18 protein-coding genes are annotated in these 21,790 nt (G+C 72.1%); 5 read left to right on the top strand and 13 right to left on the bottom strand.

Annotated features, from left to right (window positions below; genetic code table 11):
- Positions 1 to 255 precede the first annotated feature (255 nt).
- The gene (locus tag ACFY0P_RS14965) at positions 256 to 585 is read right to left on the bottom strand and encodes a hypothetical protein (protein WP_388911835.1); all 330 of its coding nucleotides are present in this window, start codon (positions 583 to 585) and stop codon (positions 256 to 258) included.
- Between the two features lie 121 nt (positions 586 to 706).
- Positions 707 to 3,058: an immune inhibitor A domain-containing protein gene (locus tag ACFY0P_RS14960; protein ID WP_388911832.1), complete on the bottom strand. Its 2,352-nt coding sequence runs from the start codon at positions 3,056 to 3,058 to the stop codon at positions 707 to 709.
- 423 nt (positions 3,059 to 3,481) lie between these two features.
- Here ACFY0P_RS14960 and ACFY0P_RS14955 point away from each other — a divergent pair, with 423 nt between their 5' ends.
- The gene (locus ACFY0P_RS14955; RefSeq protein ID WP_388911829.1) at positions 3,482 to 3,772 is read left to right on the top strand and encodes a hypothetical protein; all 291 of its coding nucleotides are present in this window, start codon (positions 3,482 to 3,484) and stop codon (positions 3,770 to 3,772) included.
- A gap of 82 nt (positions 3,773 to 3,854) precedes the next feature.
- On the opposite strand, the gene ACFY0P_RS14950 is transcribed toward ACFY0P_RS14955, so the two are convergent.
- Both ACFY0P_RS14950 and ACFY0P_RS14945 read right to left on the bottom strand, forming a co-directional pair.
- Positions 3,855 to 4,565: an RDD family protein gene (locus tag ACFY0P_RS14950; RefSeq protein WP_388911826.1), complete on the bottom strand. Its 711-nt coding sequence runs from the start codon at positions 4,563 to 4,565 to the stop codon at positions 3,855 to 3,857.
- A gap of 96 nt (positions 4,566 to 4,661) precedes the next feature.
- Positions 4,662 to 6,071: an RDD family protein gene (locus tag ACFY0P_RS14945; RefSeq protein WP_388911823.1), complete on the bottom strand. Its 1,410-nt coding sequence runs from the start codon at positions 6,069 to 6,071 to the stop codon at positions 4,662 to 4,664.
- A 242-nt stretch (positions 6,072 to 6,313) separates the two neighbouring features.
- Here ACFY0P_RS14945 and ACFY0P_RS14940 point away from each other — a divergent pair, with 242 nt between their 5' ends.
- A complete protein-coding gene (locus ACFY0P_RS14940; RefSeq protein ID WP_388911820.1) occupies positions 6,314 to 6,727 on the top strand; it encodes an SsgA family sporulation/cell division regulator in 414 nt (137 codons plus the stop codon).
- A 40-nt stretch (positions 6,728 to 6,767) separates the two neighbouring features.
- Here ACFY0P_RS14940 and ACFY0P_RS14935 read toward each other — a convergent pair whose 3' ends face one another.
- Positions 6,768 to 8,174, bottom strand: a complete 1,407-nt coding sequence (locus ACFY0P_RS14935) for an FAD-binding oxidoreductase (RefSeq protein ID WP_388911818.1) — start codon at positions 8,172 to 8,174, stop codon at positions 6,768 to 6,770.
- Positions 8,175 to 8,265: 91 nt separating this feature from the next.
- Here ACFY0P_RS14935 and ACFY0P_RS14930 point away from each other — a divergent pair, with 91 nt between their 5' ends.
- Positions 8,266 to 9,759 (top strand): tetratricopeptide repeat protein, encoded by a 1,494-nt coding sequence (locus ACFY0P_RS14930; protein ID WP_388911815.1) that lies wholly within the window; start codon positions 8,266 to 8,268, stop codon positions 9,757 to 9,759.
- Positions 9,760 to 9,787: 28 nt separating this feature from the next.
- Here the strand turns inward: ACFY0P_RS14930 and hppD are convergent, their stop codons facing one another.
- Positions 9,788 to 10,936, bottom strand: coding sequence for a 4-hydroxyphenylpyruvate dioxygenase (gene hppD, locus ACFY0P_RS14925; RefSeq protein ID WP_388911812.1), 1,149 nt, complete (start codon positions 10,934 to 10,936; stop codon positions 9,788 to 9,790).
- A 121-nt stretch (positions 10,937 to 11,057) separates the two neighbouring features.
- Here hppD and ACFY0P_RS14920 point away from each other — a divergent pair, with 121 nt between their 5' ends.
- Positions 11,058 to 11,540, top strand: coding sequence for an Lrp/AsnC family transcriptional regulator (locus ACFY0P_RS14920; protein ID WP_388911811.1), 483 nt, complete (start codon positions 11,058 to 11,060; stop codon positions 11,538 to 11,540).
- A gap of 111 nt (positions 11,541 to 11,651) precedes the next feature.
- Here ACFY0P_RS14920 and ACFY0P_RS14915 read toward each other — a convergent pair whose 3' ends face one another.
- Genes ACFY0P_RS14915 through ACFY0P_RS14905 form a run of 3 tightly spaced genes read right to left on the bottom strand, consistent with a single transcriptional unit; the run spans position 11,652 to position 14,402 of the window.
- On the bottom strand, positions 11,652 to 12,440 hold the full coding sequence (locus tag ACFY0P_RS14915) for a S16 family serine protease (RefSeq protein WP_388911809.1): 789 nt from the start codon (positions 12,438 to 12,440) through the stop codon (positions 11,652 to 11,654).
- 43 nt (positions 12,441 to 12,483) lie between these two features.
- Entirely contained in the window at positions 12,484 to 13,593 is a 1,110-nt protein-coding gene (gene menC, locus ACFY0P_RS14910) for an o-succinylbenzoate synthase (RefSeq protein ID WP_388911807.1), read from the bottom strand.
- Entirely contained in the window at positions 13,590 to 14,402 is an 813-nt protein-coding gene (locus ACFY0P_RS14905; protein ID WP_388911805.1) for a chorismate synthase, read from the bottom strand. The genes menC and ACFY0P_RS14905 overlap by 4 nt, the downstream gene beginning before the upstream one ends.
- Positions 14,403 to 14,549: 147 nt before the next feature.
- Between ACFY0P_RS14905 and ACFY0P_RS14900 the strand changes: the two genes are divergently transcribed.
- Positions 14,550 to 16,097, top strand: coding sequence for a PucR family transcriptional regulator (locus tag ACFY0P_RS14900; protein WP_388911803.1), 1,548 nt, complete (start codon positions 14,550 to 14,552; stop codon positions 16,095 to 16,097).
- Here ACFY0P_RS14900 and dapE read toward each other — a convergent pair.
- From dapE to ACFY0P_RS14880, 4 genes are all read right to left on the bottom strand, one after another.
- Positions 16,075 to 17,121, bottom strand: coding sequence for a succinyl-diaminopimelate desuccinylase (gene dapE / locus ACFY0P_RS14895; RefSeq protein WP_388911801.1), 1,047 nt, complete (start codon positions 17,119 to 17,121; stop codon positions 16,075 to 16,077). The two genes, ACFY0P_RS14900 and dapE, sit on opposite strands and share 23 nt — an antisense overlap.
- Positions 17,118 to 18,560: an amino acid permease gene (locus ACFY0P_RS14890; protein ID WP_388911798.1), complete on the bottom strand. Its 1,443-nt coding sequence runs from the start codon at positions 18,558 to 18,560 to the stop codon at positions 17,118 to 17,120. Before ACFY0P_RS14890 ends, dapE begins: the two co-directional genes overlap by 4 nt.
- 399 nt (positions 18,561 to 18,959) lie before the next feature.
- Positions 18,960 to 19,601 (bottom strand): helix-turn-helix domain-containing protein, encoded by a 642-nt coding sequence (locus ACFY0P_RS14885; RefSeq protein ID WP_351486873.1) that lies wholly within the window; start codon positions 19,599 to 19,601, stop codon positions 18,960 to 18,962.
- A gap of 362 nt (positions 19,602 to 19,963) precedes the next feature.
- On the bottom strand, positions 19,964 to 21,772 hold the full coding sequence (locus tag ACFY0P_RS14880; RefSeq protein ID WP_388911795.1) for a DEAD/DEAH box helicase: 1,809 nt from the start codon (positions 21,770 to 21,772) through the stop codon (positions 19,964 to 19,966).
- Between the last annotated feature and the right edge of the window lie 18 nt (positions 21,773 to 21,790).

Raw genomic sequence — 21,790 nt, 5'->3', positions numbered from 1 at the left:
GGTGGGGGCCGGTCGCGCAGTTCCCCGCGCCCCCGGGTCGGCTGCACAGCCCGGCGCTCAACGTTCAGCCCTGGTGACCCTCTTTCCGCCGGTCACATTGATTTCCGCCGCAGCGGCGCTCAGCCGCGACGGCGGATCTCGGCGGTGCCGGATCGGGCGGTGGGCGTCTGCGGGCCGGTGGGGGCCGGTCGCGCAGTTCCCCGCGCCCCCGGGTCGGCTGCACAGCCCGGCGCTCAGCGTTCAGCGCTGGTGGCGTCAGGCTGCTGTTGGTCTGCGGAGGAGGGATCTGATCGGTCTCCAGAGTTCCAGTGCCGTGACACCGTTGTCAGGGGCCGTTCGCCATATCAGGCCGTCGGGGTGGTGGAGGACGGCGGTGATCTCGTCCGGGGTGGGTGGGGCGGCGTTGCCCCGCAGGTAGACCGCTCGCATGCCGAGGTTGCGGAGCCTCGTCAGGGCCCGGGCGCGGTTCTGGGCGTGGATCAGTACCCGGACGGCGGACGAGCCGTCCGCGGTGGCGGGGCTGGGCAGGTTCAGCGCCACCACCACCCTGCCGTTCGGCAGCTTGCAGAACCCTCCTGCGGCCATGCGGTCACACCCCCGTGTGCGTCGGTGTCAATAAGAAAGCCACAGGACGCACCTAAGCACGAGCGGCGGCGACCCGCCAAGGGGTCGCCGCCGATACGTGTCTGACCTGCGGGAATAACGCTTACTTCACCGCGGGGCCGACCTGGAGGGAGATCGTCGAGCCGTCCCGGGCCTCCGAGACGATGTTGATCTTCGTGTTAGTGTCAGTGATCTTGACGCCGCCGGCCGGGTTCGAGGCGTCGTAGTAGTCGCTCTTGTGGTCGTTGAAGACCGACACCCCGGAGGACTGCCTGATCTTCGTCGCCACGTCCGCCTTGTGGAGGGTGATGCCGTCGCTCGCGTAGAGGCTGAACGGCGAGTCGTAGGCCTGGATGCGGTTGCGCATCAGCGTGCCGTCGGACCACTTCAGCGCCGTCGGGTGCGAGTCGATCGGGAGGATCAGACCGGTACCGGGGTGGACGCTGGTGTTGTCGTCCGCCTCGGAGGTGTCCCACTTCCAGATCAACAGGCCGTTCTGGTACGGGTAGTGCTCCACCCAGTCCGGACGGGTCGTCGAGAAGCCGTAGTTGTACGGGCCGACCTCGAGGGTCTTGTCGTACGACACGTACTGGCGGTTCTCCGCGATGTAGTACTGCGCGTAGTCCTTGGTGAAGGACGCGCCGATGCGGGAGAAGCCGGAGGCGGTCCAAGCCGCGTCCGCGGACTCGGCGTTGTCGGAGAAGACCGTCGAGCCGTCCCCGGCCAGGGTGATCTCGTCGGCCGCGAAGCCCTTGAGGGCGACCCCGCCGTCGGTCTGGTAGCGGAAGCGCAGCTGGATCTTCTGGCCCGCGTAGGCGTCCAGCGGGTACGACAGCTTGGTGTACGCGTCGACCGAACCGGTGAGCGCCGGCTTGTCGCTGCCGTCGCGCGGGATGGCGGCGCCGTTCACCGTGCCGTCCAGGGCGGTCCAGTTGGCGCCGCCGTCGGTGGACACCTCGGTGTAAAGGTAGTCGTAGCCCGACTCGATGTCGTACCAGCCGTCCAGGTTCAGCGTCGCGGACGACTTGCCGGTCAGGTCGACGTCACGGGTCAGCGTGTTCTTGAGGTTGTCGCCGCTGCCGCTCCACCACTGGGTCGAGCCCTGGGCGGGAGTCACGACGGTGGTGGTGACCGCCTTGTCGGGGAGGGTGACCACCGTGGCCTGCTTGTTCGCGGTGTTGTACTCGGCGACGCCCAGCTTGTGGCTGGACTTCGTGCCGGCCTTGGCCACGTCGTAGTTCAGCCAGCCCAGCTGGAGCTTGTCCCAGGCGTTCATGTCACCGGGCAGGTCGCCGATGGCCTCCTTGCCGGTGCCCAGCCAGGAGCCGGAGGACATCAGGGTCCAGAAACCGGTGGAGTTCTCGCCGCCGTTGGTGTCGTACTCGTCCGGCAGGCCGAGGTCGTGGCCGTACTCGTGGGCGTAGACGCCGAGTCCGCCGTTCTCCGGCTGCATGGTGTAGTCACCGACCCAGATGCCGGTGTCGCCGACCTGGGTGCCGCCGAGCTTGTTGCCGGCCGGACCGGTGGCGCCGGCGTCGGTGCCGAAGGCGTACCAGCGGTGCGCCCAGATCGCGTCGGTGCCCTGGGCGCCGCCGCCCGCGGACTCGTCCTCGCCGGCGTGCACGATCTGGAAGTGGTCGACGTAGCCGTCGGGCTCGTTGAAGTTGCCGTCGCCGTCGTAGTCGTAGCGGTCCCACTGGTCGTACTGGGCGAGGTCGGCCTTGATGGCGGCGTCGGACTCGCCGGCCGCCTTCTGGTCGGCGACCCAGGCGTTCAGGCCGTCGCGCACCAGGTTCCAGACGCTGGAGCAGGTGGTCGAGCCGCAGGCGTTGTTGCCGTAACGCGCCTCGTTGTAGGGGACCTTGACCCAGTCCGTGACCTCGCCGTCGACCGAGTAGCGGCCCGAGGACTGCTTCTCGTAGTACTTCTTCAGCGACTCGGTGTTCTTGCCGGTGCCGAAGTAGAGGTCCTGGAAGTGGGCCTGGTTGTAGTCCGCCTGCCAGGCCGTGGAGTTGTCCTTGGTGCGGTCCGGCTCGGCTATCCGGTTGTGCAGCGGGCCGGTGGTGCCGCCGTAGCGCGGGTCCGTCTGGTCGCCGAACTCGACCAGGATCGTGAAGATCTTGTCCGTCTTCTCGCGGCCGAGCTCGACGTACTTGCTGTCGCCCTTCTCGCCCTCGAGCTGGACGACCTTGGAACCGTCGCGGTCCTTGACCTGGGCCTTTCCGGATATGACCTGGTCGAGGGCCTCCTGGCGCTGGGCCTCCTGGGTCTTGCTCAGGGGGCCGTCGAGGTCGTGCTCCTCCTGCTTCGTCGAGGGGTCGTGCCGGTCAACGGTGCCGGCGGTCGCCGCCGGGGTCGCGGTCTGGGCGACCGCGAAGGTGGTGAAGCCTACGGAGGCGGTCGCGAGCGTCACGCCGACGGCGAGTGCTCTGAACGTCCAGGGTCTGCTGGTCACTTGAGTTCCTCCCCCGCGCCGCGCGCACGGCAAGGAGGACCGGGTGATGGTTGGGGGTCCGTGCGCGCACGTTCAACGCGTCGATTCAAGTGACGACATTTGACTACTGGTTTACGAGAAAAGACAGATCTTGACTCGGACACTTCAACTGCACTATGCGGAGAAGAAGTTCGCTTTACGGACGCCGGGCGCGGCGGTACCCCGGAAGAGCCTCGCTCAACCGGCGCGCATATGCCTCCGGTTGCCGTATGCCATGCGACCGTGCGCCCCCTGTGCACCGGTACCGTGGGTTAGGTCACGCTTACCGGTCATTCCTCTCGGGCATGCACGCGAATAGAGTCGAACGGTGGAACGTCCGGAAGCCGGTGGAAACCAAGGCCGGTTCCCCGTCTCACCCCCAAATCTTCCGAGGACACGATTGCCATGCCTCGTCCGACCCCGGCACAGCTCGTCTACGGTTCGGCCACCGTGATCTGCTCGACGCTCGCCATGCTGCTGCTGTCACAGACGAGTTCGGGCATCGGGATCGCGGTCATCGCGCTCGCCGCGCTCGGTCTGGGACTGCTGGTGGCCATGACGGTTCCGCTCCCCCGGCCGCGCACGGTCGCACAGTCCGCGCCCGCCCCGATCGCATCGCCCGAGGTGCGGGTCCCCATACGGGAGACCGTGGCCGCCGCCACGGCCGAACCCGTCCGGGAGCCCACCGCGCCCTGACGCACGCACACCGGTGCAGTCGGCGGGTCCGTGAGACTGACGGACCCGCCGACTGCTTGTGCGCCCCCGGTGCCGGTCCTCGCTACGAGCCCGTACTGACCACGACCGTCTTCGCGGCCTTGTCGTGCAGCCCCTGTTTGTACGGCTTGTCGAAGAAGCTCCACCCGCCGCAGATCACCGTCCAGATGCAGGCACAGCAGAAGGCGAACGGCACCCACAGCACCAGGGCGCGCAGCAGCGAGGTCTGGGCGGAGGGCGTGGAGCCGTCGGACAGGTTGGCGACCCGCATGCCGAGCCACTTCATGCCGAGGGTCTGCCCCGACCTGGCGATCAGCAGGGTGTCGTAGGCGACGAAGAGGACGGCGGCGACGAGCGACTGGGCGAAGGACCGGCCGGCCGAGATCTTGTCCCCGTCCATCTGGTACTCGCTCACCCCGAACGCCAAGGTGAGCAACACGACCACGATGCCCACCAGGATCATGTCGATGATCCGCGCGAGGGTGCGCTTGCCGCTGTCGGCGAGCGGCGGCATCCCGGCCAGGGGATCGGCGGGGTAGCCACCCGTTCCGCCGCCGCCTCCGTAGGGTCCGCCGCCGCCCGCGCCGTAGGGGCCGCCGCCGTAGGAGGGCGGCGGAGGTTGCGCGCCGCCGTACGGGGTGTCGTACGGCGAGCCCGCGCCCGGCCCCCGGCCCTCCCCCTGGCCCTCGTTCCGGTCCGGCGGGGGCTGCTTCCTGAACGGATCGTCCTCCGGGGGCTCTCCTGAGCCCGGGGGCGGGGGCGGTTCGTTGCTCATGGCCCGAGTGCACCGCGAGGCGGCCGGGCCCGCATCCGGCGAGCGGCCGTACGGGGGACGACGGCCGGTGGACGCCCGTCCGGGTACGCCGGGCCGTCAGCCGGCGACGAAGGTGTGCGCCGCCTTGTCGTGCCAGCACTGGTGCCAGGGGCGGTCGAACAGGCACCAGGCGACGCCGACGATCCCGATGCCGAGCAGTCCGGGCACGGTGTACACCAGCCAGCGGCGCAGGGAGGCGCCGAAGGCGGGGGGCTCGTGGCCCTCGATGTCCCGTACCTCCAGGCCGAACAGCTTCTTGCCGACCGTGCGGCCCCACCGGGCGGTGGGCAGCACCTCGTAGAGGACGCCGACGACGAGCAGGACGCCGAGCACGATGCCGAGGTACAGACCGGTCGTGCCGTCGAGCAGCCAGACGGTCTCGGTACGGCCGGAGAGCTTGGCCACGTCGATCTTGTCCTGTACGTGGTCGGCGGCCTTGGTCCCGAACGGTACGGCGGCGGCCGCGGTCACCGCGCCGACGACCAGGCTGTCGACGAGCCGGGCCGCGAACCGCTTGCCGAGCCCGGCGGGCCGGGCCGCCGCCTGCCGCCGGGCGGCCGCCTGGAAGGGGTCCTCCACCGGCGGCTTCCAGGGGGCGACCGGCTGGTCTCCTGCGAGCTGGTGCACCTGCTGGGCCCAGGAGGACTGCCCGCCGCCGGCACCGGAGGCCATGGGCGCGGCAGGTGCCGTCGGGGACTGGGGGGCGGCGGACTGCTGCGGGGGGACGGCGGGGGCGACCTGCCGGGGGCTCGCGGCGGGTCCCGGGGCCTGGGCGGACGGACCTTGGGCTGACGGACCTTGGCCGGGCGGTGCCTGGGCCGCGGCGGCACGGGCCGCGGCCGCCTTTCCGGCGCCGAAGCCGGGGCGTGCGGGGCCGGCGGTACCGGCGGTACCCGCGGTGCCGGGAGCGCCGACCGGGCCCTGCGCGCCGAAGCCGGCCGCACCGGGCCCGGGGTCCGGCGGGTCCTCGCTCCGGATCGGCCGGAAGGTCAGCGTGCCGTCGTCCATGGGCGGCCGGGCCGCCGGTGGGGTCCCCGCCGGGCCGACCGTCGGCCTGCGGAAGATGAACGTGCCGCCGGAGTCGATGTCCCCCTGGTCCGCCGGCGGGATCGACGCCGTGCCGTCGGTCCGGGACGACCGGCCGTCCGGCCGGGCCGGGGAGCCCGCCGCCTCCGGCCGGGCTCCCCAGGGACTCCCGTCGGCCGCCCAGCCGGAGGCGCCGCCGGACTGCGGGTCCTCGTCGAAGAAGTGCGGGCCGGTCTCCTCGACCGCCGCCGGGGCCGCGGGCGCCGCGGGGCGCGAGCCGGGCGGCGGGACGAGCGGCTCGCCGTCGGACGGGGCCGGGCGACTGGTCCCCGGCACCCACGCGGCGCCGTTCCAGTAACGGACGTAGCCGGGGATGGACGGGTCCGGGTAGTAGCCCTCGCGGGGCCGTTCGTCACCGGGTGCCGGGGTTGGGGCGGTCATGTCCGTCATCCCGTATCTGCTCGGGGGTGATGTGGGAGCCTCCACATCTATCAGACCCGGGTGCCCGCCACCGCCAGTCCCGCAGGACCCACCCCTTTCCGGGCAGCCCTGTGCACCCCCTTCGCCGCACCGGCAAAAAATTTCCCGGAACCCGCGTAATGCTCGCGCCCCCAGCGCCTCTCCACTCGTACGGGCCCACCCGAAGGCGCCCGTACGACTGACCGAGAGAGGAACCGAACGCCATGCATCGCACCGTGGTGGAGCGCGAACTGGAGCTGCGGCTCGTCCTGTCCCCCGAGCGGAGCATCCCGGTCCCGGCCCGGCTGACCTACCGCTCCGACGACCCGTACGCCGTCCACGTCAGCTTCCACATCAACTCCGAGCAACCGGTCAACTGGACCTTCGCCCGCGACCTCCTCGTGGAGGGGGTGTTCCGGCCGTGCGGGCACGGGGACGTGCGGGTGTGGCCGACGAAGGTGGAGGGCTGCAGCGTCGTGCTGATGGCGCTGAGTTCACCCGACGGAGACGCCCTGCTCGAAGCACCGATCCCCCAGGTGTCCGCCTGGCTGGAGCGGACGCTGCGGGTGGTGCCCCCGGGGAGTGAGGGCGGGCGGCTGGGGATCGACGAGGCGCTCGACCAGCTGCTCGCCCAGTGAGGGCCCCGCCGGACGGGCGCCGGGTGGGAGCAGCGCGGGGTCAGAACAGCTTGCCGGGGTTGAGGATGCCCAGCGGGTCGAAGACGTGCTTCACGGCCCGCTGCATCTCCACGCCCACCGGCCCGATCTCGCGGGCCAGCCACTCCTTCTTCAGGACGCCGACGCCGTGTTCGCCGGTGATGGTGCCGCCGAGTTCCAGGCCGAGGCCCATGATCTCGTCGAAGGACTCGCGGGCGCGGCGGCACTCGTCGGCATCCTGGGCGTCGAAGCAGACCGTGGGGTGGGTGTTGCCGTCGCCGGCGTGCGCGACGACCCCGATGGTCAGCCGGTGCTTCTCCGCGATGCGCTCGACGCCCTCGATCATGTCGCCGAGCCGGGAGCGGGGCACGCACACGTCGTCGATCATCGTCGTGCCCTTGACGGCCTCCAGGGCGACCAGCGAGGAGCGGCGGGCCTGGAGGAGGAGTTCGGACTCGGCGGCGTCGTCGGCCGGGACCACCTGGGTGGCGCCGGCGGCCTCGCAGAGCTTGCCGACGGCGGCGAGGTCGGCGGCCGGGTCCGGGGTGTCGAATGCGGCGAGCAACAGGGCCTCGGTGGACTCCGGCAGGCCCATCCGGGTGAGTTCGTTGACCGCCTTGACGGTCGTACGGTCCATCAGTTCGAGCAGGGACGGCACATGGCCGCCCTCCATGATCCGGCACACCGCCTCGCAGGCGGCGGCCGCGGAGGCGAACTCGGCGGCCAGCACCAGCTGCTGCGGCGGTTTGGGCTTGAGGGCCAGCACGGCCCGTACGACGATGCCGAGCGAGCCCTCGGAGCCGACGAACAGCCGGGTGAGGTCGTACCCCGCGACACCCTTCGCCGTACGGCGGCCGGTGGACATCAGCCGCCCGTCCGCGAGGACGACGTCCAGGCCGAGCACGTACTCGGCCGTGACCCCGTACTTCACGCAGCACAGGCCGCCCGAGGCCGTCCCGATGTTGCCGCCGATCGTGCACATCTCCCAGCTGGAGGGGTCCGGCGGGTAGTAGAGGCCGTGTTCCTCGACCGCCCGGGAGAAGGTGGCGTTGATGACGCCGGGCTCGACGACCGCGATGCGGTCCACCGGGGAGATCTCGAGCACGCGGTCCATCTTGGTCAGGGACAGCACGATGCAGCCGTCGGTGGCGTTGGCCGCGCCGGACAGGCCGGTGCGGGCGCCCTGCGGGACGACCGGGACGCGCAGTTCGGTGGCGACGCGCATGACGTGCTGGACCTGCTCGACCGTGCGCGGCAGCACGACGACGGCCGGGGTGCCGGCCGGGCAGAAGCTCGCCATGTCGTTGGCGTAGGAGGCGGTCACGTCGGGATCGACGAGGACCGCGTCGGCCGGCAGACCCGCGAGGAGCCGGTCGGTGAGGTTGCTGGTGGCCTCGTCCCGAGGCGCTTCGATACGGCTCATGATCACAGCGTCGCACCCGGGGCCATCGGTGTGAACCCCACAGGTCCGTCCTTGGGCCGCCCGGATGCGGTGGTCGTATTGACGCACAGTGTCCGACATGTGCGCGCTGGATAACCGACCGTCCCCACCTGCCACCTCACTGCTCCCGGAACCGGCACCGCCGCGCCGCCGTCGCCGGGTGTTGCGGCGGCTGCTGATCGTCGCGCTGACGGGCGGCGTGGCGGCCGGCGGCACGCTGATGCTGTGGCCGCACGAGCCGCACCGCGCCGCGCCGGCCCCGGCGGCCGGGCCGCGCGCCCAGGCGGCCGCGCGGGCGGCGGCACTCGCGGCGACGCAGACGGCCGTCCTGAACGGCCTGCCCGCCGCGCTGCCCGACCTGACGACGCTGATCGGCGCCCGCGAGGCGCGGGTGCGGGCGCAGCCGAAGGACGCGGCGGCCTGGGCGGTGCTCGGGGCCGCGTACGTCGAGCGGGCGCGCCGGACCGCCGACACGGGCGACTACCCCCGGGCCGAGCGCGCGCTGCAGACCTCCCTCAAGGTGGCCGGCAAGAACAACACCGAGGCGCTGAGCGGACTGGCGGCCCTGGCCGTGGCGCGCCGGGACTTCTCGGAGGCCAGGCGGTTCGGCGAGGAGGCGATGAAGGCGGCGCCCAAGCGGTGGTCGGCGTACCCGGTGCTGATCGACGCGTACAACGGGCTCGGCGACTACAAGGCGGCCCGGTCCGCGCTGGACAAGCTGATGGCGCTGAAGGTCGGGGCGGACGTGAAGCCGGCGGTGAAGGCGCGGGCCTCGGCGGTGTACCGGGACCGGGGCTGGCGCGAGGACGCGGTGGCCCAGGTGACCGACGCCGCGGCGGCCGCCCGGACGCCCGCCGAGCAGGCCGCGTATCTGTGCCAGGCCGGGCAGCTGGCCTGGGAGCGGGGCGACCGCGACGACGCGCTGCGGCACTTCACGGCGGCCGTGCGCCTCGACCCCGACCAGTCGGCCGCGCGGGCCGGGCAGGGGCGGGCGCTGGCCGCGCTGGGCCGTACGCAGGAGGCGCTGACCGCCTACCAGGGGGCGCTCGCGCACCGGCCGACCCCGCAGGTCGCCCTGGAGCTGGCCGAGTTGTACGAGTCGCTGGGGATGGGGCGGCAGGCGGAGTCGCAGTACGAGCTGATGCGGACGCAGGTGCGGCGGGAGCTGGAGGCCGGGATCGACGACGATCTGGTGATCGGGCAGTACGAGGCGGACCACGGGGACGTCCAGGAGGCGGTCGAGCGGCTGACGGCCGAGTGGGAGCGTCAGCCGGGCATCGAGGTCGCGGACGCCCTCGGCTGGGCGCTGCACCGGGCCGGCGACGACAAGGAGGCGCTGCGCTATGCCTCCATCGCAACCGACTCGACGAAGGGCGGCGGGGTCCGCAGCGCGCCGTACGCCTTCCACCGGGGCATGATCGAGCGCGACCTGGACCTCGAGGCCCCGGCCCGCCGCCACCTCCAGGACGCCCTGCGGACCAACCCGTACTTCTCCCCCCTCCAGACCCCCGCAGCCCACGCCACCCTCACGGCCCTCGGCAACCAGCCCCCGAACGAGGAGCTGCCGCAGTAGGCCGGGGGGCAGTGCGGGCGGCGGGGGGTCACAGGTTGCCGCGGCGGTCCTGTTCTCGTTCGATCGCTTCGAAGAGGGCCTTGAAGTTGCCCTTGCCGAACCCCATGGAGCCGTGGCGTTCGATGATCTCGAAGAAGACCGTCGGGCGGTCCTGGACCGGCTTGGTGAAGATCTGGAGCAGGTAGCCGTCCTCGTCGCGGTCGGCGAGGATCTTCAGTTCGCGCAGGGTGTCGATCGGGACGCGGGTGTCGCCGACCCACTCGCCGAGCGTGTCGTAGTAGGAGTCCGGGGTGTCCAGGAACTCGACGCCGGCCGCGCGCATGGTCCGTACCGTCTCGACGATGTCGTTCGTGTTGAGCGCGATGTGCTGGACGCCCGCCCCGCCGTAGAACTCCAGGTACTCGTCGATCTGGGACTTCTTCTTCGCGATCGCGGGCTCGTTGATCGGGAACTTGACCTTGAGGGTGCCGTCGGCGACCACCTTCGACATCAGCGCGCTGTACTCGGTGGCGATGTCGTCGCCCACGAACTCCTTCATGTTCGTGAAGCCCATGACCCGGTGGTAGAAGTCGACCCATTCGTTCATCCGGCCGAGTTCGACGTTGCCGACGCAGTGGTCGACCGCCTGGAAGGTGCGGCGAGCCGGCGGTTCGACGATCGGGGACGCGGCGACGAACCCCGGGAGGTACGGGCCGTCGTACCCGGTCCGCTCGACGAGGGTGTGGCGGGTCTCGCCGTACGTGGCGATCGCGGCGAGGACGACCGTGCCGTTCTCGTCCTTCAGCTCGTACGGCTCGGCCACCGACCGCGCGCCGTGCTCGACCGCGTAGGTGTACGCGGCGCGGGCGTCCGGGACCTCGATGGCGAGGTCGACGACACCGTCGCCGTGCTCGGCCACATGACGGGAGAGGAAGTGGCCCCACTCGGTGTCCGGCCTGATGACGGAGGTGAGGACGAACCGGGCCGAGCCGTTCTCCAGGACGTAGCTCGCGATCTCGCGGCTGCCGGTCTCCGGACCGCAGTACGCGACCAGCCGCATGCCGAAGGCGGTGGAGTAGTAGTGCGCCGCCTGTTTGGCGTTGCCCACGGCGAAGACGACCGCGTCCATTCCCTTGACCGGGAAGGGGTCGCTCTGCCGGGCGGTCGCGGCGGGAGTGTGCTGTGTGGTCTGCGTCATGCCCGAAGGGTGAACCCGGCCCGCAAGGTGCGCAATAGATGACGTTTCCACTGGGCAATATGCTCAGCAGTACGACTGTACTGGCGGACTTTCTGTACAGGGTGACCATCCGGAGGCGGGCATGGCGATCGATCATCTGGACGGGCGGATCCTGGTGCTGCTGGCCCGGGAGCCGCGCATCGGGGTGCTGGAGATGTCCCGTCGGCTGGGCGTGGCCCGCGGGACCGTGCAGGCGCGCCTGGACCGGCTCCAGTCGAACGGCGTGATCCAGGGGTTCGGCCCCCAGGTGGATCCGGCGGCCCTCGGCTACCCGGTCACCGCGTTCGCCACCCTTCAGATCCGGCAGGGCCAAGGGCCGGACGTGCGGGCGCACCTGGCGACCGTGCCGGAGGTGCTGGAGCTGCACACCACCACCGGCACCGGCGACATGCTGTGCCGGCTGGTGGCCCGCTCCAACGCCGATCTCCAGCGGGTGATCGACCGTGTCGTCGGTTTCGACGGCATCGTCCGGGCCTCCACGGCGATCGTCATGGAGAACCCTGTTCCGCTGCGGATCATCCCGCTGGTGGAACAGGCCGCGGCGGACAGCGAAGAGGCGAAGTAGCGGCACCCCGGCGGGAGTTACAAAGAAGTCGATGCAAAGGACTCGTTGCAGAGGACTCCAAGGCTGGGGGAGGAACTGCGCGACCAGCCCCCGCCCACCCGCACCCGGAACTCAACAGCTGGGGACCTTCTCCCCCTTCTCCAACGCGACCAAGTCGGACACGGCCCCCTTCAGCGTCGTCACCGGCACCAACCGCAGCCCCTTCGGCAACTCCGCCTTGGCGTCCCCGCACTCGTCCTCCGGCACCAGAAACACCGTCGCCCCGTCGCGCCGCGCGGCCTGCGTCTTCAGCGCGACCCCGCCCACGGCCCCCACCGCACCGTCCGCACTGATGGTCCCCGTGCCGGCGATGTTCTTCCCCCCGGTGAGGTCTCCCCCGCTGCCGTTCCCGTCCAGCTTGTCGATGATCCCGAGCGAGAACAGCAACCCCGCGCTCGGCCCGCCCACATCAGCCAGCTTCAGCGTCACCTTGACCTTGTTCGCGCTCAGGTCGAGGTACTTCAGGGCGGCCTGGGTCGCCGCGTCCTGCGACTGCTCCATCTGCTCGGTGTTGTGCTGCTCGATCTCCTGGACGTTGTTGCCGCTCGGGTAGACCGAGTCGCGCGGCATCACGGCCCGGTCCGTCCGGAACCAGTTGCCGATCACGTCGCCGAGCGAGACCCGCGCGTCCGGCCCGGTCGCCTCGATCGTCGTCATGCGCAGCTGCCCGCTGGTCGTGCGGGTCGGCGCCCCGGAGACGGTGATCACCGGGGTGCCCCTGTTGGCGCCGAGCACGTTCGCCGTCATCCCGGGCTGGGCCACCGAGAACGGCAGCGGCGCGAAGACGGCCGTACCGATCAGGGCCACGACGGGAACCGCGCAGACGGCGACGGCCTGGAGACGCGTGAGACGTGAGAGCACGGAGTCAATCTAACGTGGCGACCTGTTCAGGCCACCGTCCCGGTCAGCGCGTGAGCAGCTCGCGGCGCTCGCGGGTGAACCGGCGCAGCGCGTCCGGCAGCGGCTCGATCCCGATCCCGGGCCCCGTGGGCACCGGGAGGTGCCCGTCCTCCAGCACGAACGGCTCGGTGATGTCCTCCGCGAAGTACCGGCCCGACGCCGAGGTGTCGCCCGGCAGCGTGAACCCCGGCAGCGCCGCGAGCGCCAGGTTGGGCGCCCGCCCGATCCCGGTCTCCAGCATGCCGCCGCACCACACCGGGACCCCGTGGGCACGGGCCACGTCGTGGATCCGGCGGGCCTCCAGATAGCCGCCGACCCGTGCGGGCTTCACGTTCACCACCCGGCACGCGTCCATGGCGATCGCGGCCGCCGTGTCCCGGGCGCCGTGCAGGGACTCGTCGAGACAGACCGGCGTCGCGATCCGGCGCTGCAGCTGGGCGTGGCCGTGGAGGTTGTCCTCCTCCAGCGGCTCCTCGATCAGCAGCAGCCCGAACTCGTCGAGCCGCCGCAGGTGCTCCGCGTCGGCGAGGCCGTACGCCGTGTTCGCGTCGACCTGGAGCGGCAGCGCGTCCCCGAACCGCTCGCGCACCGCCCGTACCGGTTCGACGTCCCAGCCGGGCTCGATCTTCAGCTTGATCCGGACGTACCCCTCGGCCAGGTACCGCTCGACGTCGTCCAGCAGTTCGCCGACCGAATCCTTGATGCCGACCGAGACACCCGCCGGCACCCGGTCCCGCACCGATCCCAGGAACACGGACAGCGGCATCCCGTAGGTCCGCAGCTCCGCGTCCAGCACCGCCGTCTCCAGCGTGGCCTTCGCCAGCTCGTGCCCCTTGACCTTCGCCGTCGCCGGGCCGACCGCGGCGGCGGTGAGGTCCCGTACCGCCGCCACCCGCGGCACCAGGAAGTCGCGGAGCACGATCTCCGCGCCGGCCACGAACTCCGAGCAGTACAGCGGCTCGGGATCGGCGGCGAACTCCGACCAGCCCTCGGCGGTGTCGGTGACGACATGGAGCAGGAAGGTGTCCTTGGTCGTCATGGTCCCGAAGGACGTACGGAAGGGCGTGACCAGCGGGATCGCCACCTGCACGAGTTCCACGCGCTCCAGCTTCACGCCGTCGCCCCCGTCGTGCGGGCGAGCGTGTACCAGCCGTCCCGGGACATCCCCACGGCCCGGAAGCCCTCGGCGAAGGCCGCCGTGAACACCTCGCGGACGGCGTACCGCCAGCGCAGGGCGAGCGCCGGGTCGGCGGCCCGCAGCCGTACAGCGTCCTCCGGCACCCGGCACCACACGGCGCGGTCGCCGGGGTCGCGGCGGGCGAGGACCTCGCCGTCGGGGCCGCGGTGGCTGGCCGGGGCGTTCTCGCGGTCCCGGACGCCGAACGGCGGGACGGGTGTGGCGGAAGTCGCGGATGTGGCGGGCGGTGCGGGATCGGCCGTCAGGTCCCAGGTCACCGTCAGCCGGTCGCTCTCGTCGCCGTCGTTCACGCCGTCGGCCATCGGGCCGTAGAAGTCGACGAGGTACTCGGTGCCGGTGGCGCCCAGCTTGACCAGGTTGAAGCGGGCGTTGCGGCCGACCAGCGGGTCGAAGGTCCAGCGCATGGTGCGGGCGCCGAGGTCCAGGGCCCAGGCGCGCTGGGCCCGCTTCACGGCGTGCCCGAGGCCCTGGTCGGCGGCGGCGACGAGGGAGTAGGTGTCGCGGTCCGGGCCGAACACGGCGACGGCCGCCCCGGCCAGCCGCGTGCCGTCGTAGGCGGCGTGCACGGCGCCGCCCGCGTGGACCAGGCTGTGCAGGACCTCGGCCGGGTAGGGCGGGGCGGTGCGGGGCGTCTGCCAGACATCGCTGAAGTAGCCGGTGACGGCCGCGAGCCCGGCGACGTCGTGGACGGTACGGATGCTGACTCCGGTCACGGTCAGGGTCATGATCCGAGTCTCCGAGCCGGCCCGCTCCGGTGCGTTGTGCGGACGGACAAGGAATGCATATCGTCATGGGGAGATCGGCCAAGCGCCCGCTTCCCTCGCTTCCCGGTTCCCTTGCTTCCCGCTTCCCTTGCTTCCCTGAGGACTCCCATGGACGCCTGCACCCTCGGCGACCTGCTCGACGTCGTCGGCGGTCCCTCCGTCCGGCTGCACACGGCCCCCGCCGGGCTGACCGTGCCGGTGACCGAGGCGCTGCTGTACGACGCCCACGCCCCGCTGCCCCGGCGGCCGGGTGCGCTGCTGCTGGCGGTCGGGGTGCGCGCGGCGGCGGCCGGGCCGCTGGTGCGGGCGGCGGCCGAGGCCGGGCTGACCGGGGTGGTGGTGCGAGGCGCGGACGGCCCGGTCGGGGAGGCGGAGACGCACGGGATCGCGCTGCTGTCGGTCGACGAGGACGCCGCCTGGCACCACGTGCACCTGCTGCTGGCCTCGGCGATCGGCGCCCGCCCGGCGGCCCCCGGGAGCGGACTCGGCGATCTGTTCGCGCTGGCGGACGCGATCGCGGCGGGCGTCGGCGGGGCCACCGCCATCGAGGACCCCCGGCAGCGCATCCTCGCCTACTCCACCGTCGCCGGCCAGCCGGTCGACGAGGACCGCCGGCAGGGCATCCTGGGCCTCCAGGTGCCGGCCAGCGCCGAGAACACCGAGCAGTACCGGACCCTGTTCGCCGCCGAACGGCCGGTCAGGCTCCCGGCGTTGCGGGACGCCGACCTGCCCCGGCTGGCGATGGCGGTGCGGGCCGGCGGCGAGACGCTCGGCTCGGTCTGGGTGGTCGACGGCGGTGCGCTCGCGCCGGACGCCGAGGAGACCCTCGCGCAGGGCGCCGCCACCGCCGCCCTGCTCCTGCTGCGCGCCCGCGCGGCGCAGGAACTGGCCCGCCACCAGAGCGGCGACCTGCTGCGCCGGCTCCTGGACGGCACGGCGGACGCCCCGGCCGCCGCGGCCCGCCTGGGGGTGGAGGGCGAGGTACGGGTGGCCGCGTTCGCGCTCGACACCTCCACCAACGTGCCGGACGCCGAACGCACCGCGCTGCGCCTGCTGGACGTCGTACGGCTGCAGTGCGAGGCGCGCTACGGGAGGCAGGCGTGTGTGCTGGCCGACGGGGTGGTGTACGCGCTGCTGCCCGGACCGGGGGCACGGCACCGGCCGCTGGCCGAGGACATCGTGCGGCGGGCCGGGCAGGCGCTGCGGGTGCCGGTGCGGGCGGGGCTGGGGGAACTGGTCCCGGACGTGGGCGAGGTGGCCGGCTCCCGGGCGGACGCGGACCTGGTGCTGCGGGTGCTGGACGCGCGGTCCCCGGTGGCCACGGTGGACGAGGTGCGCCCCCGGGTCACCCTGCTCCGGCTGGCCGAAGTACTCGGCGAGCGCCGGGAGTTGAGTGCGGGGGCCTGGCAGCGGGTACTGGCGTACGACGCCGGGCACGGCACCGAGTACGCCCGCACCCTGGTCTGCTGGTTCGACGCGGGCTGCGACATGGCGGGCGCGGCCGAACTGCTGGCCGTCCACCCCAACACCTGCCGCTACCGGCTGCGCCAGCTCCGGCAGCACGTCGGGATCGACCTGGACGATCCCGACGAACGGCTGGTGCTGTGGCTGCAGTTGCGGGTGCTGGCCGGGCTCAGCGCAGCAGCCACGCCCTGAGGTTCCGCTCGCAGGCGTGCAGTTGCCCGACCGGCACGTACTCCCCCGGCGTGTGCGCGAGGGAGGGGTCCCCGGGGCCGTAGTTGAGGGCGGGTACGTCAAGGGCCGCGAACCGGGCGACGTCGGTCCAGCCCAGCTTGGGCCGGGGCACGGCCCCGAGCGCCTCGACGAACCCGGCGACCCGGTCCAGGCGGGGCAGCGCTCCGGCGACCACCTCGGTGACGCGTACCTCGTACTCCGGGAACAGCCGTCGCACGTACGCCTCCGCGTCGGCCACCGAACGACTGGGCGCGAAGCGGTAGTTGACGCTGACGACGCACTCGTCCGGTACGACGTTCCCGGCGACCCCCGCCCGCACGGCGACCGCGCTCAGCCCCTCCCGGTACTCCAGCCCGTCGATCACGATCCGCTCGGCGATGTGGTCGTCGAGCCGCTGGAGCACCCCGGCGGCCCGGTGGGCGGCGTTGACGCCCTGCCAGGCGCGGGCGGTGTGCGCCCGCCGCCCGCGCACGACGACGTCGGCGCTCAGGTACCCCTGGCAGCCGGCCTCCACCCCGGCGTCCGAGGGCTCCATGAGGACGGCGAGGTCGGCGGCGAGGAGTTCTGGTCCGAGCAGACCGAGTCCGTTGCGCTCGCCCTCGACCTCCTCGCACTCGTAGAGGACGAAGGTGAGGTCGACGGCCGGTTCCGGAACGGTGGCGGCCAGCCGCAGGGCGACGGCCACCCCGCCCTTCATGTCACAGGCGCCTAGGCCGTGCACACACCCGTCGGCGAGCCGGGAGGGCAGGTTCCCGGCGGCCGGGACGGTGTCCAGGTGACCGGCGATCAGGACCCGCCGGCCCCGGCCGAGGGCGGTGCGGGCGACCACGGTGTTGCCGACGCGGTCGACCTCGAGGTGCCCGAGGCCGCGCAGGGCGTGCTCCACCGCGTCCGCGATCCGGGCCTCCGCCCCGCTCTCGGAGGGGAGGTCGACGAGGGCCCGGGTGAGGTCGACGACGTCGGCGGTGAGGTCGAGGGCGGTCACACCAGGTCCCGGGTGCCGAGCTTGGAATGGCGGATGCCGTAGCAGCCGTAGACGACGAGGCCGACGGCCATCCACACCCCGAAGGCGATCCAGGTGTCGGCGCCGAGGCTGAACAGCAGGTAGCCGCAGAAGCCGATGCCGAGGACGGGTACGACCGGGGAGAACGGCACCCGGAAGGAGCGGGGCGCCTCGGGGCTGCGCCGCCGCAGGATCACCACGGCCAGGTTGACCAGCATGAACGCGAAGAGGGTGCCGATGCTGGTGGCGTCGGCGAGGCTGCCGAGCGGCACCAGGGCGGCGAGGACGGCGATGAAGGAGGAGACGATCACCGTGTTGGCGCGGGGCACCCCGGTGCGCGGGTGGACCTTGGCGAACAGCGGTGGCACGAGCCCGTCGCGGGACATCGCGTACAGGATCCGGATCTGCCCGTACTGCACGGTGAGGACGACGCTGGTGGTGGCGACCACGGCACCGACGGAGAGCAGGATCGGCCACAGGTCGCCGCCGCCGACCGCCCGTACCAGCACCTCGCTGAGCGTCGCCTCGGTCCCCGCGAACCGCTTCCACGGCATCGCGCCGAGCGCGGCGACGGCCACCAGGACGTACAGGGCCGTGACGAGGACGAGGGAGAGGATGATCGCCCGCGGCAGGTCGCGCTGCGGGTTGCGGGCCTCCTCCCCGGCGGTGCTCGCGGCGTCGAAGCCGATGTAGGAGAAGAAGAGCGAGGCGGCCCCCGCGCTCATCCCGGCGGCGCCGAGCGGGAAGAGCGGCTGGAAGTTGCCGGCGTGGAAGGCGGTGAAGGCGACCGCGCAGAACATCACGAGGGCCGCGATCTTCACCCCGACCATGACGACGTTGGCGACGGCGCTCTCCTTGGCCCCGCGCAGCAGGACGACCATCGCGAGGACGACGATGAGCGCGGCCGGGACGTTGAGCGTGCCGCCGGCGCCGGGCGGGGCGCTGAGCGAGTCCGGCAGGGTGACGCCGAAGACGAGGTCGAGCAGTTCGTTGACGTACTGCCCCCATCCGACGGCGACGGCGGCCACCGACACGCCGTACTCCAGGATCAGGCACCACCCGCACACCCAGGCGACGAGTTCGCCGAGGGTGGCGTAGGCGTAGCTGTACGACGATCCCGAGCCGGGGATCATGCCGGCGAGCTCGGCGTACGACAGGGCCGAGAACAGGGCGGTGACACCGGCCAGCACGAAGGAGACGACGATCGCCGGGCCGGCCTCGGGCACGGCCTGCCCGAGCACGACGAAGATGCCGGTGCCGAGGGTCGCGCCGACGCTCAGCAGGGTGAGCTGGGTGACGCCCATGGTCCGCTTCAACGGACTCGCGTCCGCCTCCCCGACGAGGGCGCCGACGGATTGCCGCCGGGTGAGCCGGCCTGTGGTGCCGACTTGCTGCCGGGGCCGTGTCCCCACTGTCTCCACTGTGCCGTTCCCTCCGCCGTGGGCTCTTGTCTGGCCCTGATGATGCGGAGAGAACGGCTGTGGGTGGCTGGGAGGATCGGTCAGAGGTCTGGGGGTGGGATTGGCGGATCGGCCAATGTGGGTGGACGGGTGAAACAAAGAGGGGTGGCGCGGTGGTGCTGCGACTGCGGGTGGGTGGGGGTTGCTCGCGCAGTTCCCCGCGCCCCTGGCGGGGCGCTGCCCAGCGGTTTCTCCCCAACCGCGGGCAGTCGTGCCTCCCCCAGTGCCTTAAGGGCCTGGGAGGTGCCCCCAGGCGGCACGGGTGGGCGCTGGGGGTTCCCCGGCCGAAGGCTGGGGGAGGCACCCTGCAAGCGCCGGTAAGCGTCCCCACCCCACCTCAGCCCCCACCCGGCCCGCGCCCTACCGCAGGGCCTCCGCGACCTCCCGGGCCGCGTCCATCACGCGCGCCCCCACCCGCTCCGGCACGGCGTCCGCCAGCATCACGACCCCCACGCTGCCCTCGACACCGGTGACCCCGATCAGCGGCGCCGCGGCCCCGCTCGCCCCGGCCTCCAGTTCGCCGTGGGTCAGCGTGTACCCGGGATCGTTCCGCGGCGAGTGCCGGGCGGCCAGGATCGCCTTGCCGGCGGCGCCGCGGTCCAGCGGGTGCCGGAACCCGGCCCGGTAGGCCACGTGGTAGTCGGTCCAGGTCGGCTCGACGACCGCGACGGCCAGCGCCTCGGTCCCGTCGACCAGGGTCAGGTGCGCCGTCGCCCCGATGTCCTCGGCGAGCGAGCGCAGCGCCGGCAGGGCTGCCTCCCGTACCAGCGGATGCACCTGCCGGCCAAGACGCAGCACCCCCAGCCCGACCCGGGCTCGCCCGCCCAGGTCACGCCGTACCAGCGCATGCTGCTCAAGCGTGGCGAGCAACCGGTACACGACGGTCCGGTTCACGCCCAGTTTGTTGGAAAGCTCGGTGACGGTCAGCCCGTGGTCCGTGTCGGCCAGCAGTTTGAGGACTCTGAGTCCCCGATCGAGCGTCTGAGAGGTCTCCGCGGTCACGACGCCCACTCCTTAAGTGGTGAGGCCGGCAACCTCCGACGCGGCGGTGCGTCGCCGAGTCCCGTCAGCGACGCGCTTCAGAGGCCGCCGATCGGCATGGCGGCCCGGCGGCTCCGGGCCCAGTCGCTTCACGGCTGCGCTCCGCGGCGGCGCTGCCACGGGGCGTGTGCGTAGCCGGACAGTAGCGGTGCGGGTTCGCTGAGCGGAAGCCTCCGTCCAGAATCCGGTCACGTACCGGTACGGACTACTGCGCTTGTGTCGGCATACGTCCACCTTCGCGCCCCATAGGGGCGCGGGGCTGTGTCGATTTGCGGCTCCGCCGCGCGGGCGCGACCAGCCCCCACCGGCCCGCACCCGGCCGACTACCTCATCCGGGTAGCCCACTCCTGCACCTTGGCGATCCGCTGCCGAAGCTGCCCCGCCGTGGCCTCCGCACTCGGCGGCCCCCCGCACACCCTGCGCAGCTCGGTGTGGATCACCCCGTGCGGCTTGCCGCTCTGGTGCACATACGCGCTGACCATCGTGTTCAGCTGCTTGCGCAGCTCCATCATCTCCTTGTGGGAGACCACGGGCCGCCGCTCCGCGGGCAGTTCCAGCAGGTCGGCCTCGGTGTCCGGCTTCTTGCGGCTGTGCGCGATCTGCCTGGCCTGCCGCTTCTGCAACAGCAGCTGCACCTGGTCGGGTTCGAGGAGCCCCGGGATGCCGAGGTAGTCCTGCTCCTCCTCACTCCCCGGGTGGGCCTGCATGCCGAACTCGGCGCCGTCGTAGAGCACCCGGTCGAAGACGGCCTCGGACTCCAGCGCCTCGAAGGCGAACTGCTCCTGCTCGCCGGTGTCCTCGTCCTGCTCCTTGTTCGCCTCCTCCATCTCCTTCTCGGACTCGGCGTACGGGTCCTCCTCGCCGTCCTTCCTGGGCTTGTCGAGGGCGTGGTCGCGCTCGACCTCCATCTCGTTGGCGAAGGTCAGCAGATCCGGGACGGTCGGCAGGAACACCGACGCGGTCTCGCCGCGCCGCCGGGACCGCACGAAACGGCCGACGGCCTGGGCGAAGAAGAGAGGCGTCGAGATGGTCGTCGCGTAGACCCCCACCGCCAGCCGGGGCACGTCGACGCCCTCGGACACCATCCGCACCGCGACCATCCACCGGTCGTCGCTGCCGCTGAAGTCGTCGATCCGCTTGGACGCGCCGGTGTCGTCGGAGAGGACCACGGTCGCCTTCGTCCCCGTGATCTCACGGATCAGCTTGGCGTAGGCGCGGGCCGAGTCCTGGTCGGAGGCGATGACGAGGGCGCCCGCGTCGGGGATGCCCTTGCGCACCTCGGTCAGCCGCTGGTCGGCGGCGCGCAGCACGGCCGGCATCCACTCACCGCGCGGATCGAGCGCCGTACGCCAGGCCTGGCTGACCGCGTCCTTGGTCATCGGCTCGCCGAGCCGGGCGGCGATCTCGTCACCGGCCTTGGTGCGCCAGCGCATGTTGCCGCTGTAGGAGAGGAAGATGACCGGGCGCACGACGTGGTCGGCGAGCGCGTTGCCGTACCCGTAGGTGTAGTCGGCGGCCGAGCGCCGGATCCCGTCCTGCCCCTCCTCGTAGGTCACGAAGGGGATGGGATTGGTGTCCGACCGGAACGGCGTACCGGTCAGGGCCAGCCGCCGGGTGGCCGGCTCGAACGCCTCCAGGCAGGCCTCACCCCAGGACTTGGAGTCGCCTGCGTGGTGGATCTCGTCGAGGATGACGAGCGTCTTGCGCTGCTCGGACCGGTTGCGGTGCAGCATCGGCCGCACGCCGACACCGGCGTACGTCACGGCGACCCCGTCGTACTCCCGGCTGAGCGGGCCGGCGCTGTACTCGGGATCGAGCTTGATCCCTATCCTGGCCGCGGCCTCCGCCCACTGCTTCTTCAGGTGCTCGGTGGGGGCGACGACGGTGACCTGCTGCACGACATGGTGGTGCAGCAGCCAGGAGGCGAGCGTCAGCGCGAACGTCGTCTTCCCGGCGCCGGGCGTGGCCACGGCCAGGAAGTCGCGCGGCTGCTCCTGGACGTACTTCTCCATGGCCGCCTGCTGCCAGGCACGCAACTTGCTGGCGGTACCCCAGGGCGCCCGGCCCGGGAAGGCCGGCGAGAGGTGGTGTGAGGAGGAAGTGGCGGAAGCAGAAGCGGCGGTGGTAGTCACGGTCTCCGTAGTAAGGGG

The organism is Streptomyces sp. NPDC001714, from assembly GCF_042892755.1.
In the GTDB taxonomy this organism is placed as follows: Bacteria; Actinomycetota; Actinomycetes; order Streptomycetales; family Streptomycetaceae; genus Streptomyces.
This window is presented reverse-complemented; position numbering and strand designations above follow the sequence as displayed.

Coding starts and splice junctions, on each gene's coding strand:
- ACFY0P_RS14950 (WP_388911826.1), bottom strand. CDS start 4,565: ATGAGCAACGAACCGCCCCCGCCCCCGGGCTCAGGAGAGCCCCCGGAG.
- ACFY0P_RS14965 (WP_388911835.1), bottom strand. CDS start 585: ATGGCCGCAGGAGGGTTCTGCAAGCTGCCGAACGGCAGGGTGGTGGTG.
- ACFY0P_RS14905 (WP_388911805.1), bottom strand. CDS start 14,402: ATGACCCTGACCGTGACCGGAGTCAGCATCCGTACCGTCCACGACGTC.
- ACFY0P_RS14930 (WP_388911815.1), top strand. CDS start 8,266: ATGTGCGCGCTGGATAACCGACCGTCCCCACCTGCCACCTCACTGCTC.
- ACFY0P_RS14955 (WP_388911829.1), top strand. CDS start 3,482: ATGCCTCGTCCGACCCCGGCACAGCTCGTCTACGGTTCGGCCACCGTG.
- ACFY0P_RS14940 (WP_388911820.1), top strand. CDS start 6,314: ATGCATCGCACCGTGGTGGAGCGCGAACTGGAGCTGCGGCTCGTCCTG.
- ACFY0P_RS14920 (WP_388911811.1), top strand. CDS start 11,058: ATGGCGATCGATCATCTGGACGGGCGGATCCTGGTGCTGCTGGCCCGG.
- ACFY0P_RS14945 (WP_388911823.1), bottom strand. CDS start 6,071: ATGACCGCCCCAACCCCGGCACCCGGTGACGAACGGCCCCGCGAGGGC.
- ACFY0P_RS14900 (WP_388911803.1), top strand. CDS start 14,550: ATGGACGCCTGCACCCTCGGCGACCTGCTCGACGTCGTCGGCGGTCCC.
- hppD (WP_388911812.1), bottom strand. CDS start 10,936: ATGACGCAGACCACACAGCACACTCCCGCCGCGACCGCCCGGCAGAGC.